This is a genomic window from Caulobacter sp. ALps2 (assembly GCF_058681635.1).
Genome location: NZ_CM178743.1, coordinates 2,335,307 through 2,350,892, shown reverse-complemented (window position 1 = coordinate 2,350,892; position 15,586 = coordinate 2,335,307). Strand labels below are relative to the sequence as shown.

Annotated in this window: 15 protein-coding genes; all 15 read right to left on the bottom strand. The window is 67.6% G+C overall.

What is annotated here, in order from left to right:
- Nucleotides 1-43: 43 nt before the first annotated feature.
- The 15 genes from ACW173_RS11320 to ACW173_RS11250 all read right to left on the bottom strand — a co-directional run bounded on the left by ACW173_RS11320 (nucleotide 44) and on the right by ACW173_RS11250 (nucleotide 15,548).
- Nucleotides 44-628: a nucleotidyltransferase family protein gene (locus ACW173_RS11320; protein ID WP_492085423.1), complete on the bottom strand. Its 585-nt coding sequence runs from the start codon at nucleotides 626-628 to the stop codon at nucleotides 44-46.
- Nucleotides 625-1,440 (bottom strand): bifunctional hydroxymethylpyrimidine kinase/phosphomethylpyrimidine kinase, encoded by an 816-nt coding sequence (thiD, locus tag ACW173_RS11315; RefSeq protein WP_492085421.1) that lies wholly within the window; start codon nucleotides 1,438-1,440, stop codon nucleotides 625-627. The genes ACW173_RS11320 and thiD overlap by 4 nt, the downstream gene beginning before the upstream one ends.
- Before the next feature lie 32 nt (nucleotides 1,441-1,472).
- Complete coding sequence (locus ACW173_RS11310) at nucleotides 1,473-1,829, bottom strand: response regulator (RefSeq protein ID WP_492085420.1); 357 nt, start codon at nucleotides 1,827-1,829, stop codon at nucleotides 1,473-1,475.
- A 146-nt stretch (nucleotides 1,830-1,975) separates the two neighbouring features.
- Entirely contained in the window at nucleotides 1,976-2,788 is an 813-nt protein-coding gene (gene folP, locus ACW173_RS11305; RefSeq protein ID WP_492085419.1) for a dihydropteroate synthase, read from the bottom strand.
- A gap of 10 nt (nucleotides 2,789-2,798) precedes the next feature.
- Entirely contained in the window at nucleotides 2,799-5,282 is a 2,484-nt protein-coding gene (locus ACW173_RS11300) for a PAS domain-containing protein (RefSeq protein ID WP_492085417.1), read from the bottom strand.
- 182 nt (nucleotides 5,283-5,464) lie between these two features.
- Nucleotides 5,465-7,348 (bottom strand): ATP-dependent zinc metalloprotease FtsH, encoded by a 1,884-nt coding sequence (ftsH, locus tag ACW173_RS11295; RefSeq protein WP_492085416.1) that lies wholly within the window; start codon nucleotides 7,346-7,348, stop codon nucleotides 5,465-5,467.
- 76 nt (nucleotides 7,349-7,424) lie between these two features.
- Complete coding sequence (gene tilS / locus ACW173_RS11290; protein WP_492085415.1) at nucleotides 7,425-8,660, bottom strand: tRNA lysidine(34) synthetase TilS; 1,236 nt, start codon at nucleotides 8,658-8,660, stop codon at nucleotides 7,425-7,427.
- Complete coding sequence (ybgF, locus tag ACW173_RS11285) at nucleotides 8,651-9,505, bottom strand: tol-pal system protein YbgF (RefSeq protein ID WP_492085414.1); 855 nt, start codon at nucleotides 9,503-9,505, stop codon at nucleotides 8,651-8,653. The genes tilS and ybgF overlap by 10 nt, the downstream gene beginning before the upstream one ends.
- A gap of 159 nt (nucleotides 9,506-9,664) precedes the next feature.
- Nucleotides 9,665-10,231 carry a peptidoglycan-associated lipoprotein Pal gene (gene pal / locus ACW173_RS11280; protein WP_492085413.1) on the bottom strand — a complete coding sequence of 189 codons (567 nt, stop codon included), beginning with the start codon at nucleotides 10,229-10,231 and terminating at the stop codon, nucleotides 9,665-9,667.
- A 202-nt stretch (nucleotides 10,232-10,433) separates the two neighbouring features.
- Nucleotides 10,434-11,759 carry a Tol-Pal system beta propeller repeat protein TolB gene (gene tolB, locus ACW173_RS11275; protein WP_492085412.1) on the bottom strand — a complete coding sequence of 442 codons (1,326 nt, stop codon included), beginning with the start codon at nucleotides 11,757-11,759 and terminating at the stop codon, nucleotides 10,434-10,436.
- Entirely contained in the window at nucleotides 11,756-12,568 is an 813-nt protein-coding gene (gene tolA, locus ACW173_RS11270) for a cell envelope integrity protein TolA (protein ID WP_492085411.1), read from the bottom strand. The genes tolB and tolA overlap by 4 nt, the downstream gene beginning before the upstream one ends.
- Before the next feature lie 7 nt (nucleotides 12,569-12,575).
- A complete protein-coding gene (locus tag ACW173_RS11265; RefSeq protein WP_492085410.1) occupies nucleotides 12,576-13,097 on the bottom strand; it encodes an ExbD/TolR family protein in 522 nt (173 codons plus the stop codon).
- A gap of 4 nt (nucleotides 13,098-13,101) precedes the next feature.
- Nucleotides 13,102-13,800, bottom strand: a complete 699-nt coding sequence (gene tolQ, locus ACW173_RS11260) for a protein TolQ (protein ID WP_492085409.1) — start codon at nucleotides 13,798-13,800, stop codon at nucleotides 13,102-13,104.
- 114 nt (nucleotides 13,801-13,914) lie between these two features.
- Nucleotides 13,915-14,367 carry a tol-pal system-associated acyl-CoA thioesterase gene (gene ybgC / locus ACW173_RS11255; protein ID WP_492085408.1) on the bottom strand — a complete coding sequence of 151 codons (453 nt, stop codon included), beginning with the start codon at nucleotides 14,365-14,367 and terminating at the stop codon, nucleotides 13,915-13,917.
- Nucleotides 14,364-15,548 carry a DUF8462 domain-containing protein gene (locus ACW173_RS11250; protein ID WP_492085405.1) on the bottom strand — a complete coding sequence of 395 codons (1,185 nt, stop codon included), beginning with the start codon at nucleotides 15,546-15,548 and terminating at the stop codon, nucleotides 14,364-14,366. Before ACW173_RS11250 ends, ybgC begins: the two co-directional genes overlap by 4 nt.
- Nucleotides 15,549-15,586: the final 38 nt, after the last annotated feature.

Genomic DNA, 15,586 nt, shown 5'->3' with positions numbered 1-15,586 from the left:
CGCGCCGATCGGCCGGCAAAGCCTTTATTGTCCCGGTGACAATTCAGCCTTCGACACTGATCTCCGGCCAGCGGGCCTTGGCCGAGCCGGTGGTGCGCTCCCAGCCCCCCGCGCCCTTCACGCGCAAGGGATTGGGCTTGAGGCGCATCGCGAACAGGTCCTCCAGGCCGAACGGGGCCCAGACGCTCAAGCTGTCGTCCTTCTCCAGCCGCACGCCGACGCAAAAGGCCGTGGCCACGAAGCGTTTCAGGGCCGCGGCGCTGTCCTCCAGTGGCGGATAGGGCTCGTCGGCGCCGAACTTCTTCTCGAACCAAAGGTGCACGCGGGCCTGATTGCGGACCTCGACCAGTTCACGCAGCGGCGGTTCGAAGGCGGCGGCCACGCGCTGGATCACGACATCCTCCGCCTCGTACGAGGTGTCGCTATCGTCGTGATAGGCGACGTCATAATCCTTGATGCCATAGGCCAGGTCGCGGCCGGTCAGGTGATTCCAGACCGGCTGGTAGACCGCGCCCGAGAAGATCATCCAGTCGGGCAAGTCGAGGTCGCGGACGGTGTGGAGCACCTCCCAAGTCGTCGATGTAGCGCGGACGATCTCGCGCAGGCGGTCTTCAAGCACGTCGGTCATGGGCGAAGGGTCCAGCCGTGGTCGAGGGGGCCATGACCGGCGCCGAAACCCGGCGCGCGCAACATGGCCTCGTGAACATAGTTCCAGGCGCGGGCGACGGCCTCCCGCAGCGGCAGCCCCTGGGCCAGGCCCGTGGCGCAGGCCGAGGCCAGCGTGCAACCCGTTCCATGGGTATGGCGGGTCTCGATGCGCTCGCCTTCGAAGGTGGTCTCGCCCTCGGTCGTCATCAGCACGTCGACGACGCGCTCACCGGGCACGTGGCCGCCCTTCATCAGCACCGCCTTGGCGCCCAGGGCCAGCAGCGCCTCGCCGGCGCGGCGCAGGTCGTCGGTGGTCTCGACGACGAGGCCCGTCAGGGCGGCGGCTTCCGGCGCGTTGGGAGTCAGCAACGCGGCGCGGGGGATCATAAGGGCCTTCACCGCGCCGATCGCGGCCTCGGCGAGCAGCGGCGCCCCGCCCTTGGCGATCATGACGGGATCGACGACGGCCGGGATCTTGCCAGCATGATCGATCGCGGCGGCCACGGTCTCGACCACGGCGGCGTCACCCAGCATGCCGGTCTTGATCGCGTCGGCGCCGATGTCGTCCAGCACGGCGCGCGCCTGGGCCGCGATCACGTCTAGCGGGATCGGGTGCACGCCGGTGACACCCAGGGTGTTCTGGATAGTGACGGCGGTGATCGCGGTGGCCGCGTAGCCGCCCAGCGCGGTGATGGTCTTGATGTCGGCCTGGATCCCCGCGCCGCCGCCGGAATCGGACCCGGCGATGACAAGGACCCGGCCCCGGAAGGCGTTGAGCGGAGCGTCGGACATACCCGGTGTTTAGGCGGGATTCGGAAGGTCCGCTACGCCGCCTGCAACGCGTGCTGCCAAGCTCCCGCCAAGACGCTGGGACGGATCGGCTTCTGCACCACGACGCCGTCATCCTGGCCGTCCAGGGCCTTGGCATGACCGGTTACGTAGACCACCGGAATGGGTCCCAGGTGCGCCATGATCATCCTCACGGCCTCGACACCCGTGCCGTCGACGATCCGGTAGTCGGCGGTGATCAGATCGGGCTTGCGCTTGAGGGCGCAGTCCAGGGCCTCCAGCGGGCTGTCGGCGATAGCGATGCTGGTGAACCCCTGCTCCTTGAGCAGTTCCTCGATTTCCAGCGCGATCAGGATCTCGTCTTCAATGATCAGGGCATGTCGCGAGCGCATCTCTAGGGGTGCTTTCGATAGGCCGTCCCCAGATATTTAAGCGCGGTGATTCCCCAACCCGCAAGCGAGACCAGGGGTCGCGGTCAACCCAGACTCGCGCGCGGACGCATCAAGCCCCGTGTGACAAGGGGTTCCCTACCCAGGCTTCAAATAGCTTTGATCGCCGCCTGGACGTCCAGGGCTTGCACGGTCTCGCGCACGTCATGGACGCGCACCGCCGCCACGCCCGCTTCCGCGCCTGCGAGGTGCGAAGCCAGCGAACCGCCCAGGCGATCGGTCGCCTCCCCCGCCGACGGATCGATGCCGGCGATGAACCGCTTGCGGCTGGCGCCCAGCAGGATCGGATAGCCCAGGGCCACGAACCGGGGCAGTGCTCTCAGCAGAGTCAGGTTGTGGTCGACGGTCTTGCCAAAGCCGATGCCCGGATCCAGCCAGATCTTCTCCTTGGCCACGCCGGCGGCCATGGCCGTGAAGGCCCGCGCCAGCAGGAAGGCCTCGACTTCCGCGACCACGTCGCCGTAACGCGGATCGTCCTGCATGGTCCCCGGCTCGCCCAGCATGTGCATCAGCACCACCTCGCAGCCCAGTTCGGCGGCGACCTCGGGGGCGTCGGGCGAGACGCGCAGGGCGGCCACATCATTCCAGATCGTCGCTCCGGCCCTGATCGCCGCGCGGGCCACGCCCGGCTTCATCGTGTCGATCGAGATCGGGATGTCGCTAGCCCGGCGGATCGCCTCGATGATCGGGACCACGCGCAGGATCTCTTCGAATTCCGAGACCGGCGCCGCGCCCGGCCGGGTGCTCTCGCCGCCGATGTCGAGAATGTCGGCGCCCTGGGCGATCAGGCGGCGGGCGTGCTCGATCCCTTCGGCGGCGCCCAGGAACTTGCCGCCGTCCGAGAAACTGTCGGGCGTGACGTTGACAATGCCCATGACGCGGGGGCGCGAGACCGTGCTCATGCCCCCTCTCCTACGCCTCGCGCAGCATCCGGTCGACCCGGCCGGCCAGGTCGCCGACCGCGAAGGGCTTGGTCAGCACCTCCATGCCGTGCTCGATGTGGCCGTGGTTCAACACGGCGTTCTCGGCATACCCCGTGATGAACAGGACCTTCAGTTCGGGCTTAAGAGCACGGGCGGCGTCGGCGACCTGACGGCCGTTCAATCCGCCCGGCAGGCCGACGTCGGTGATCAGCAGGTCGATCTCGGCGTTCGATTGCAGGATACGAAGGCCCGCCGAGCCATCGGCGGCCTCCAGGCACGCATATCCCAGCTCTTCTAGAGCGTCGACGACCAGCATCCGCACGGTCGGCTCGTCGTCCACCACCAGCACCGTCTTGCCGGCCTTGATTGGCGCGGGACCGAGCGGCTGTTCGACCGTTTCGACCTCGTCCTCCTCGCCGAGGCGCCGCGGCAGGTAGAGGCAGACCATCGTGCCCTGGCCGACCTCGGAATAGATCCGCACATGGCCGTTCGATTGGCGGGCGAAGCCGTAGACCATGGACAGGCCCAGGCCCGTACCCTGGCCGATCGGTTTGGTGGTGAAGAACGGATCGAACACCCGCTCCAATGTCGCCTTGTCGATGCCCGTACCGGTGTCACTGACGCAGACCGAGACGTATTGGCCCGGCTCCAGCCCGTGGTCGCGGGCGGTGCGGGCGTCCAGCCAGCGGTTGCCGGTCTCGATGGTGATCACCCCACCCTCGGGCATGGCGTCGCGAGCGTTGATGCACAAATTAAGGAGCGCGTTTTCCAGCTGATTAGCGTCCACCAGGGTCGGCCACAGCCCCGTGGCGCCGACATATTCGACCTGGATGCCGGGACCGACCGTGCGGCGCACCAGCTCGACGAACTCGACCATCAGCCGATTGATGATCACTGGCTTGGGCGCCAGAGTCTGGCGGCGCGAGAAGGCCAGCAAGCGGTGGGTCAGAGCCGCCGCCCGGCGGGCCGCCCCCTGGCCAGCTGACAGATAGCGCTCGACATCGGCCGTGCGCCCTTGGGCCAGCCTTGCCCCGATCATCTCGAACGAGCCCGAGATACCGGCCAGCAGGTTGTTGAAGTCATGGGCCAGGCCGCCGGTCAGCTGGCCGACCGCCTCCATCTTCTGCGCCTGACGCAAAGCTTCTTCGGTCTCGCGCAGACGCTCCTGCTCGGCCACGCGCTGGCTGACGTCGTAGACGAACTGGTAGGCGCCGATCAGGTTTCCGTCGGCGTCGTACAACGGATGGAAACGCATCTCGTAGTGGCGGCGCTCGCGCTCGGAGTCGCCGAACTCGTCGGTCGCCACGAAACTCTCGCCCGCCAACGCGCGCGACCAGACGGTCCTGACCTGAGCCTGGTGCTCTGGGCGGTCGGCCAGCAGCTCCAGCATGTTGTCGCCGACCCGAGGTCTAATACCGTAGATCCGCTCGAACTCGCTGGCCGAAGCGCTGTTGATGGCCAGCCAGGTCAGGCTCGTATCGACGACCTGGACGAAGACGCTGGCGCCTTCGACGACATCGGCCAACAGGCGGCGCTCGGCCAGGGCCTCGGCGAACCGGATCTCCAGCGTCTCGTTCAGCCGGCGCAGCTCGGCCTCGGCCTGCTTGCGGGCCGTGATGTCCTGGAACAGCACCGCCACCTGGCGCAGTTCGGGCGGCTCGATGCGGAATGACGACAGCGACAGGTGACGGCCGGTGGCCACCAACTCCTGCTCGAAGCGGATCGGCTGACCCGTTCGCAGGACCGCGCCATAACGCTCGACCCAGCTGCCGGCCTCGGCCGGCACCATCTCTCGGACCTTCTGACCGACCACGTTGGGGATGCCCGCGTGACGCTCATAAGCGCCGTTGGCCATGATGTGCACGTAGTCGCTCAGGGGGCCGAACGGACCGTCGAGGAACTCGATGACGCAGAACCCCTCGTCCATCGACTCGAACAGCGCGCGATAGCGACGCTCATCCTCCAGGTGGGCCTGCTCGCGGCGGACGCGCTCGGTGATGTCGTTACACAGGACGTGAACGCCGGCGACCGCGCCGGTCTCGTCACGCACCGGGGCGAACATCAGGTTGCACCAGGCCGCCTCGCCGTCCGCGCGGGCAAAGCCGATGGCCTCCTGGACGATGCTCTCGCCCTTCAGGGCCCGTTCCAGCAGCGGGAGGCCGGCCGGCACGGGGAACGCCTCGACGAACGGCGCGCCCAGGGCGATGCTGTTGGCGGCCAGCAAGTTTCGCGCGGCGTCGTTGTGCAGGAGCAGCGTCTCGGGCCCCCAAGCCAGGAACGCGGGGATGGGCGACGCCAGCATCATGCCGGCGGCGACCTTCAGGCCGGGAGACCAGGTCTCGGGCGCGCCAAGCGAGGCGCCTGACCAATCATGCGCCGCCAGGGCGAGAGCCATCTCGCCGCCACCGATCAGGAAGGCGGGCGCCATGGATGGACTGGAGGGCGAGCCCGAGGGCCCGTCGACGGGAGACATCGTTTCCAATAGCAGCGCCCCTCGGCCGCGCCCACGCGGCCAAGCTTGTGAACGGTCGGATAGCCGACAGGTTGCGGCTCTCCCTTGGAAAAAAGCCGCGTCCAGAAAGCCGGTTCCGGATCACCAGCCAAGAAAAAAGCCGGCCCTTTCGAGCCGGCTTCGATCTTCAGGCCAAGCTGACCCTAAGCCGTGACACTGGCGCCCGCGCCCGGCGACAGCGGCACCAGGGACGGCGCGGCGACCGTTTCCTTGTTGCTCTCATCCTCGTCGCGCTTGGGCAATTCCCCCTTCATGACGCCGATGATCTCGTCGCCGCTCAGGGTCTCGTACTCCAGCAGGGCCTTGGCCACCGAATGCAGGTGGTCCAGTTCCTCGGTCAGGATGCGGCGCGCTTCGTCCTCGCCGCCCTTCACCAGGCGGCGCACTTCGGCGTCGATGGTGATCATCGTCTCGGGCGAGACGTTCTGGGTGCGGGCGACCGAGTGGCCCAGGAACACCTCGTCCTGGTTGTCGCCATAGGCCACGGTGCCCAGTTGGTCGGAGAAGCCCCAGCGGGTGACCATGTTGCGGGCCAGGCTGGTGGCGGCGCTGATGTCGCTGGACGCGCCCGAAGTGATCTTTTCCTTGCCGAAGATCAGCTCCTCGGCGACCCGGCCGGCCATCATGATGGCCAGGCGCGAGGTCATCATGTCGTAGCTCATCGAGTAGCGGTCGCCCTCGGGAAGCTGCATGACCATGCCCAGAGCCCGGCCACGCGGCACGATCGTGGCCTTGTGGACCGGATCGGCGACGGGGACGCGCAGGGCCACCAGGGCGTGGCCGCCCTCATGATAGGCGGTCAGCTTCTTCTCGGCGTCGCTCATGGCCATCGAGCGGCGCTCGGCGCCCATCATGACCTTGTCCTTGGCGTGCTCGAAGTCGTGCATGGTGACCATGCGGCGGTTCTTGCGGGCGGCCGTCAGGGCGGCTTCGTTGACCAGGTTGGCCAGGTCCGCGCCCGAGAAGCCCGGGGTGCCGCGCGCCAGGGTCTTGACGTCGACATCGGCGGCCAGCGGCACGTTCTTCATGTGGACGCGGATGATCTTCTCGCGGCCGGCGACGTCCGGGTTCGGCACCACGACCTGACGGTCGAAGCGGCCCGGACGCAGCAGCGCGGGGTCCAGCACGTCGGGGCGGTTGGTGGCGGCGATCAGGATGATGCCTTCATTGGCCTCGAAGCCGTCCATCTCGACCAGCAGCTGGTTGAGGGTCTGCTCGCGCTCGTCGTTGCCGCCGCCCAGGCCGGCGCCGCGGTGGCGACCGACGGCGTCGATCTCGTCGATGAAGATGATGCAGGGGGCGTTCTTCTTGGCCTGCTCGAACATGTCGCGCACGCGGCTGGCGCCGACGCCGACGAACATCTCGACGAAGTCCGAACCCGAGATCGTGAAGAACGGCACGCCCGCCTCACCCGCGACGGCGCGGGCGATCAGGGTCTTGCCGGTGCCGGGAGGGCCGACCAGCAGGGCGCCCTTGGGGATCTTGCCGCCCAGGCGCTGGAACTTGGCCGGATCCTTCAGGAAGTCGACGACCTCCTGCAGTTCTTCCTTGGCTTCGTCGACGCCGGCGACGTCCTCGAAGGTGATGCGGTTCTTGTTCTCGGTCAGCAGGCGGGCCTTGGACTTGCCGAAGCCCATGGCGCCCTTCGCCCCGCCCTGCATCTGGCGCATGAAGAACAGCCAGACGCCCACGACCAGCAGGATCGGCAGCAACTGGACCAGGATGGCCAGGAAACTGATCGAGCCGCTCTTGAACTTCACGTCGGCGTTCTTGGCCACCATGCGGTTGACCAGTTCCTCGGAGTTCATCGGTGCGTTGACCGTCAGGACCTTGTTGTCAGCGGTCTTGGCGACCACCGTCTGGCCCGCGATCTCGGCCGACTTGATCTTGCCGGCGTCGACGTCCTTGAGCAGCTGCGAGTAGCTGACTTCGCCGCCGCTCTTCGTGCGCGCGTTTTGGCTGACGACGAAAACGCCTGCCAGCACCGCCACGATCACCAGCCAGATGGCCAGGTTCCTGAAATTCATACGCGTCGTCTTCCCAACGATAGCTCTTGACCCACCAAGATAGGCGGTTGAACGCGCTTGCGCCATGCGCGTGACATCAGGTCACGGATTCTTGGTCGATTTGGCCGGTCGCGGCCTTGAAACGAGCCAGAACGAGCAGGCGCGCGCGCGCTCCTCCTTCCGCTGCGAGGTGCGGGCCGTCAAGCGCGGGACAGTACGGCTGAGCGCCCTGGCGCGAGATCAGCGGCAGGGCGGGCCGCGCCGAAGCGGGAAGGGTGACCAGCCGGGCGCGATCTGTGGCTGATAGAGCCGCCGAACGGCCCTTCAGGGCTGAAACCACCAGGGGCGCGTCGCCCGCCGTGATCTCCCAGCGATCGTCCCAGACGCCGGTCTGGCCCGGCGCGAGCTCCAGCGGCGCGAGGCCTCCACGCGCGGTCTCGCCGGCGTCGCGGCAGATTAGCACGTCTTCTCCGGCCTCGATCCGCGCTCCGGCCAGGGTGGCGACGAAGGCTTCGCCAGATCGGGTCCGCTGCGTCAGGCGGTCCAGCCGGTCGCCGCGCGGCGGGCGCTCGGTCCCGGCGGCGCAAAGCAAGGCGGCGGCCAGATGCGTGGCGGCGACGTCACGCGGCAGACGAATAGCCCCAGCGGCGTCGACAGCGAAGGTCGGCGGTGACGGCGGCGGCGCTTCGAACGGCGCGGCCTCCCCCGCCTCAGCCGCGCGCCCGGCGACGCGGGCCCGCGCCCGGGCGTAGCGGAGGTCAGCATTGGCCGGGTCCTCCAGCCAGGTCTCGCCCTGGTCGGCCAGGGTCTCGCGGATCTCGTCGCGGCCGAGGGCCAGGAGCGGGCGCAGGAGAAACACGTCCCGTCCCTCCGGCCAGACCGGCGAGGGCGCCCATTCGCGAGGGTCGGAAACGGTCGAGCCCTCGGCCCGCATCGCCGCGCCCTCGGCCAAGTCACTGGCGGTGTGGCCGAGCAGCAGAACCTTGGCGCCGGCCCCGCGGGCGGCGGTCGCCAACAAAGCGTGGCGGGCGCGGCGAGCCGAGGCGGGCAGCCCCGTCTTCGGCTTGTCGCCGGTCCAGGCCAAGGCGCGCACATCAGCGCCCAGCGTCCGCGCCTTGGCGAGAGCCTCGGCGGTCCAGCGGTCGCTACCGGCTTGCAGCTGGTGATCGACAACCAGGGCCAGCACCGGCCGCCCGAGCGGCCGCGCCCAGTCCAGGACCGTCTTCAACAGGAACAGGGAGTCGCCCCCGCCCGAAAAACCGACGGCCAGCGGAGCGGCGGAGGCCGGGTCGAGCCGCCGGTCGAGGGCGGCCCGGACCGTCTTTAGGAACACTTCGCCGCGACGCGGGTCGAGGCCGCGCGCGAAACCACCTGGGCCGGAGCCTTGGGATAGCGCTTGGACAGCTCGTCCAGGGTGCGGCAGGCGTCGGCGGTTTTCTTCAGAGCCACCATCGAGCGGGCCAGCTTCAAGGTCGCGTCGGGCGCCCAGGTGGTCTGCGGCCAGCCGCGGATCGCGCCGATATAGGCGCCGGCGGCGTCACTATAGGCCTCGCGCACGAACAGGGTCTCGCCCCACCAGTACTTGGCTTCCGCCGCGCGGGTGCTTTCCGGGTAATTGGTCACAAAGGCCGAGAAAGCCTGTTCGGCATTGCCATAGTCGCCCGCCAGCAGCAGGTCCTTGGCCTGTTTGAATGCCACGGCCGGATCGGCCGGCGGCGCGGGCGGCGGCGGAGTTGCGCCGAGAGCGGGCGCGGCGACCTGGGCGGCGGCGGCCGTCTGCAGGTCGGCGAGCGTCTTTTCCAGGGCGGCCAGGCGCTGCTCCAGAGCATCGGCGCGGACCTTCTGATCGGCGGCGGCCCGGTTGGCCTTGGTCAGCTCGAAGTTGGCGGTCTCGTTCTGACCGTTCAGCTTGGTCAGGGTCTGTTCCAGGTCGCCGACGCGCTCGTTCAGCGCGGCGATCTGGGCGTCGGTCTCGGCCGGCTGCACGACGACGGGCTTGCCCGTATCGCGCCCCTGGAAGACGATCGCGCGCAGTTCACGCACGACCTTCTCCATCCGCTCCACGCGCTTGGCCGAGCGGTCGTCCAGCGGATCGGCCGGCGGCAGCGGGGTCTGAGCGACGGCGACCGTGGCGGCCGAGGCAAGCAGGGCGGCGAGCAAGGCGGATTTCAGCTTCATGCGACGAGTATGTCCAAGTTGCTGACAAAAGTAGGGCACAAAAAGCCCTCCCCCTTGATGGGGGAGGGTTGGGTGGGGGTGAGCTGGGCATCGCAAGCGCAACCGCCGCATCACCCCCATCCCTGCCCTTCCCCCATCAAGGGGGAAGGGTTCTTATTCCTAGCGAGCGCCGTCCGTGATGGCCGTGCGGCCGTTACGGTTCTTGGCCCAGGCTTCTTCGGTGCCGCCCGCGTCGACCGGACGTTCCTTGCCGAACGAGATCGTCTCGATGCGAGCGGCGGAGACGCCTTGGGCGATCAGGAAATCGCGGATGGCGTTGGCGCGACGGGCGCCCAGGGCCAGGTTGTATTCGCGGGTGCCGCGTTCGTCGGCGTTACCTTCGATCCGGACCCGGACCGACTGGTAGCGGTTCAGCCACTGGGCCTGGCCGGCCAGGACCGGCTGGGCGTCGGCGCGGACCGTGTATTCGTCGGTGTCGAAATAGACGCGGTCGCCGACATTGACGACGAAGTCCTGCACCGAGCCCGGCAGCACGCCGCTCGAGACCGGCGGTTGCGGCGGCGGGGTGTAGGGCTGGCTTGGGGCGGCCGGCGGCGGTTCGGGCGTCGGCGCGACAGGCTGAGGCTTCGGACGCGAAGCGCAGGCGGCGAGCGAAGCGGCGGCCACGCCGACGAGCGCCAGTCTAACGGCGCGCTGGGTGTCGAAGCTCATCCAGTTTCTCCTCAAGTCAACGAATTCTGAACCTGATCCATACCTGCGCAACGCTTGGAATGGACCCTCTAAATGTCTGACCAAACCTCACAATGATGTCAGATGCTCGTCAGACGATGCGGATTCACTTCCGGCGCGAATAAGTCGCGCGCAGGAACCTGAGCCTTAACGCCTATGTCCGGCCCAGGTTGCCCCCTCTAGCCGATCTGTGTGTCAATCAGTCCAGCAGCGGCGACCAAGCCGGGTCCGAACCCGAACCCTGGTAGGCGGCCGGCCGCAGGATGCGGCCGGTGATGTCCACCGTCCACAGGCGGGGGTTGCCGCTGGCGCCCTCGCGGAAAAACATCAAGACCCGGCCGTTTGGCGCCCAGGTCGGGCCCTCGTCCAGATAGCTGGTGGTCAGCAGTCGCTCGTCGCTGCCGTCGGGTCGCATCACGCCGATGTGGAACTGGCCGCCCGTCTGCTTCGTGAAGGCGATGAAGTCGCCGCGCGGGCTCCAGACCGGCGTGGTGTAGCGCCCGCCGCCGTACGAGATGCGGCGCACGCCAGAACCGTCGGTGTTCATCACATAGAGCTGGGCCTGGCCGCCGCGGTCGGAATTGAACGCGATCTTGGTCCCGTCCGGCGAGAACGACGGCGAGGTGTCGATAGACGGGTCCGTGGTGATGCGGGTCGAGGCGCGGCTGCGCAGGTCCATCATGTAGATGTCGCTGTTGCCGGCCCGCTCGACCGAGAACGCCACCTTGCCGCCGTCGGGCGAGAAGCGCGGCGCGAACACCATGCCCGGGAATTTACCGATGGTTTCCTGGCGGCTGGTCTCCAGGTTCAACAGGTAGATCGACGACCCGGTCGGCCGCAGGGCCATGTAGGTCAGTTCCTGGCTGGTCGAAGAGAAGCGCGGCGTCATCACGATGTACGAACCGTCGGTCAGGTACTGCGGGTTGGCGCCGTCCTGATCCATGATCGCCAGGCGCTTCACCCGGTTCAGCTTCGGGCCGCTCTCGGCGACGAAGGCCACTCGGGTGTCGAAATAGCCCTTCTCGCCGGTCAGGCGCTCATAGACGGCGTCGCTGATCTTGTGAGCCACGCGGCGCCAATTGTCCGGCGTCGAGGAGAACTGCAGGCCCAGCAACTGCTGTTGCGAAAAGACGTCCCACAGGCGGAAGTCGACGCGCAGCCCGCCGTCGGGGCCGACCGTGACCTGGCCGTTGATCAGCGCCTGGGCGCCGGTCGCCTGCCAGTCGGGAAAGCGCGGCTGGACGTTCACGTCGCTCAGCTTGTCGGCGACATTGGCGACGTTCAGCGGCTGGAACAGGCCCGAGCGCTCCAGATTGCCGGTGATGACCTGGGCGATCTCGGCGCCGCGCGTGGCGCCCGAGAAGGCCGGAACCGCGATCGGCAGCGGCTTGACCGCGCCGGCGTTGATGTCGACCTCGATCTGCGCGGCGGCCGGCGTGACGAACGCCGCGCCGCTCAGCAGGACGGCGGCCGCCATCATCAGGGCTCTCAAGCGCATCAACGTCTCCTTCTTCTCCAGCATCAACGCGTACAGGCCTGCTTGGCGTTGAAGTTGAGGGCGATTTCCTTACCGTACAGGTCGGACGGCAGGTAGGCGAATGGCGAGGCGGCGAACAGCGCCCGGATGGCGCGGTCGGAAGCGGCCTTCACGACAGGATCTGACGAAGACGTGCCCGGCGATTGTGGCTGGCCCACGACGCGGCCGCCAGGTCCGATCACGAACACCACGCGGACATTGACGTTGGCGCCGCCTTCGACCTCGCAATTGGGGTTCCAGCGGTCTTGCACTTCGCCCTGCAAGCGACCCAGGGCCGCGGCCGACAGACCCGTGGCCGCTCCCATGGCCGGGCGGGCCGAGACCGAGGTCTCCGCGCGGGCCGGCCCCTTCGGGGCGTTGGCGGTCGGCTTGCCGGTCGCCTTCTTGGACTTGGCGATCGAGGCTTCCAGCGAGGCGAAGAAGTCGTTGTCGTTCTTCTTGGTCTCTTTCGGCTTGGCCGGCGTCGGGGTCGGCGAAGGCTTGGGCGTTGGGGTCGGCTTGGGCGGCGGCGCGGGGGCGGGCGTTGGCGTGGGCGCCGGGGTCGGAGCCGGCGGCTGGGGCGTGGCCTCCGGAACCGGATCCGGCGCCTGGGCGGTCTGCTCTTCCAACGCCTCTTCGGCCGGGCGGACATTGGTCGGACCGTTGGTGACGATGGTCACCGGCACCGACTCACCGATCGTGATGGGCTTGGACGACTTCCATGGCAGGCCGAACGCGATCAGCGCCGCCACGGCCCCGTGCAGCGCGATCGAGGCCAGCAGCCCCGGGGAGATCGTCTGTTCGCGGCGAGCGCTCATACTGATCCTACTGGGCAGGCCGCAGGTCGCCCGAGCCCTCCGGCTGGGCGTCTTTCGGCGCCGCGCCCGAGGACGGGCCGCCCGTCTCGGTGATCAGATTGATCTTGTTGAAGCCAGCATTCGACAGGCCCGCCATCACCTGGGCGACGACCGAATAGGTCGCTCCACCATCGGCGCGCACGAAGATCGGCTTGTCGTAGCCGTCGCCCGCGATCGCGCTGATGCGCGGCGCCAGGTTCTCGAACGGGATCTCGGTCTCGCCGACGAAGATGCCGCCGTCCTTGCGGATCGACACCGTGATCGGCTCTTCCTGGTTCTGGAGAGCGGCGGCCTCGGTCTTGGGCAGCTCCAAAGGCACGCCGGCGGTCAGGAGCGGCGCGCTGATCATGAAGATGATCAGCAGCACCAGCATCACGTCGACCAGCGGGGTGACGTTGATCTCGGACAGGGCCCCGCGCGAGCGGCGACCGCGGCGGCGGCGACCACGGCCGCTGTTGGTGGCGAAGGCGTCGCCGGACGACATCGACATCCGACTAGGCCCGTTCCGACAGGCGACGCTGGATCGCGGTCGACAGGTCGTCGGCGAAGCCTTCCAGGCGGCCGGCGTACTTGCCCGCGTCGGTCGAGAACTTGTTGTAGGCGATATAGGCCGGGATGGCGGCGATCAGGCCGACGGCCGTGGCGAACAGGGCCTCGGCGATCGACGGCGCGACGACGGCCAGCGAGGTGTTCTTCGACAGGGCGATGTTCTGGAAGGCGTGCATGATGCCCCAGACCGTGCCGAACAGGCCGATGAACGGGCTGGCGGTGGCGACGATGGCCAAGCTGCCCAGGCCTTCCTCCACCTTGCTGTTCTCGCGGGCGATCTGGGTGTCCAGGATTCGGTCGATGCGGGCGATCAGGAATGCGGCCTGATTCTCGCTCATCGTCCCCTTGGCCTTGGCGTCGCGCCATTCCTTGAGGGCGGCCTGCAGCATGCGCGGCAAGGCGTGGCGCGGATTGGCCCCGGCCTCACCGGCGACATCCTCCAGCGAGCGCCCGCCGGTGACCTGCTCCTCGAAGCGGTCCGCGGCGCGGTTCAGGTTCGCGAAGCGGAACAGCTTGTCCAGGATCACGGCCCAGGATCCCAGCGACGCCAGGATCAGGCCGATCATCACGCCTTTGACGACCCAGTCGGCCTGCATGAACAGGGCGAAGAACGAGAAATTAGGGGCGGCTGCCGAGGCGTCCATGCGGGGAAGGCTCCGTTGGGGCGTCTAAAAAGTCTTGTCGTGCGCCGTATGACATGAAGCGACGCTTGGGTGAAACTATGACAATCGTCGAGCGATCCCGAAAAACGATGTTGTTTATTCGCCCTCGTTCGCCAGCCAGGGCGCCAGCTGGGCGAGCATCCTGGCCGTCGGACGCCGCGGACGACCGTGCAGGGTGATGCAGACCGCCTCGCCCTTGGCCTCCAGCAGCACCTCGTCGCCGCGCGTGACCTTCTGGGTGACGTACAGCCGGACGCCCTTCACCCGATCATAGGTCGTCCGCACGACCAGGGCGTCGTCGATCCGCGCCGAGCGTTTGAAGTCCAGCGTCATGTGGATGATCGCGAACGCCGTGTCCTGCTGGGCCAGCTCGGTGTGCGAGATCCCCACCATCCGGAAGAAATCGCTCCGCCCGCGCTCCAGATAGCGCAGGTAATTGGCGTGATAGACGATCCCCGAGAAGTCGGTGTCCTCGTAGTAGATCCGCACCGGCAGCTGATGCTCGCGGCCGGAGAACACGCCTGCCGTAGGTTCGGGCGGGGTGGTCATGCCGCGCCCTCCGCCATGGCTCGCCGCATGAACTGATCGAATAGCGGGACGGTGAACGCCGTGTCCCCGTGGGCCGGGCTATAGACCATTCCCTTCGAGATCAAGCTCGCGCGAACGGGTCCCGTGCTCGACACCTTCACGCCCAGCTGGTGCGCGATATCACCCGACCGATGAGGCCCCGCGCCGAGCGAAGCCATCGCGCGCAGATATCGTTTTTCGGCCGGAGTCAGCCGATCGAAGCGCACGCGGAAAAAACTCCGGTCCAGGGCCGCGATCGCCTTCGGCGTCGCCTCGTCGACATCGGCTATATCGATGGGGGACTGGTTTGCTGTCAGCCACGAATGATACCCCCACTCCTGCAGGAAATAAGGATATCCTTCCGTAAGCTCGTAGATGCGCCCTATGGCGCGGTCGGTGAAGTCCGCCCCCTCCTGCACCGCCGGCCCCCGCAGCGCCTTGACGCATTCGTCATAGGACAATGGCCCGGCCTGCGGGAAATCGAACAATCGCTCCGCATAGGATTTCGAGCGCCCCGTCAAACCGACCAATTGCGGCAGGCCGGCCCCGAACAGAGCCAAAGGCAATTGCTTCTGGCTGACCTTGTGCATGCCGACGATGAGGGCGCTCATCTCGATTTCGCTGAGATACTGCAGCTCGTCGATGACCAAGGCCACGGCGGTCTTCCGGTCCTTCGCCGCCTCGCCGACGCTCAGCAATAGATCCTGCACATCCGCTTCGAGATCGCCACTGTCGGCGACGCCAGGCTCCGTCTCGCCGTCCAAGCCGATTTCGATGTCGTTGTAGGAGACCTTGATCGCGGCGGCGAAACCCCGAAGCACGCGGAAAGCCCTGCGCACGGCGGCGCTCACCTGCTCGCCACGATCGAGCTTCAGGATCAAGCTGCGAAGAGCGGGCGCCAGAAGCGCGGCCAGACTTTTGTTTTCGGGCGCCTCCAGAAGTTCGGCAAGATAGCCTTGCTCCTCGGCGACACCGACAATTCGATTGAGAAGAACCGTCTTGCCCACGCCTCGAAGGCCAACGACCATCACGCTCTTGGCCGACCGATCACGTTGGATCCGGCCGAGCGTGACGCGCGCTTGCTCCAGAACCGCGTCGCGACCCGCGAGTTCTGGCGGCGGAGACCCCGCGCCAGGCGCGAATGGATTGATGATGGCGTCCATATAGCGAGTTTATCCAGTTATAAGGAGTTTTCCATAAC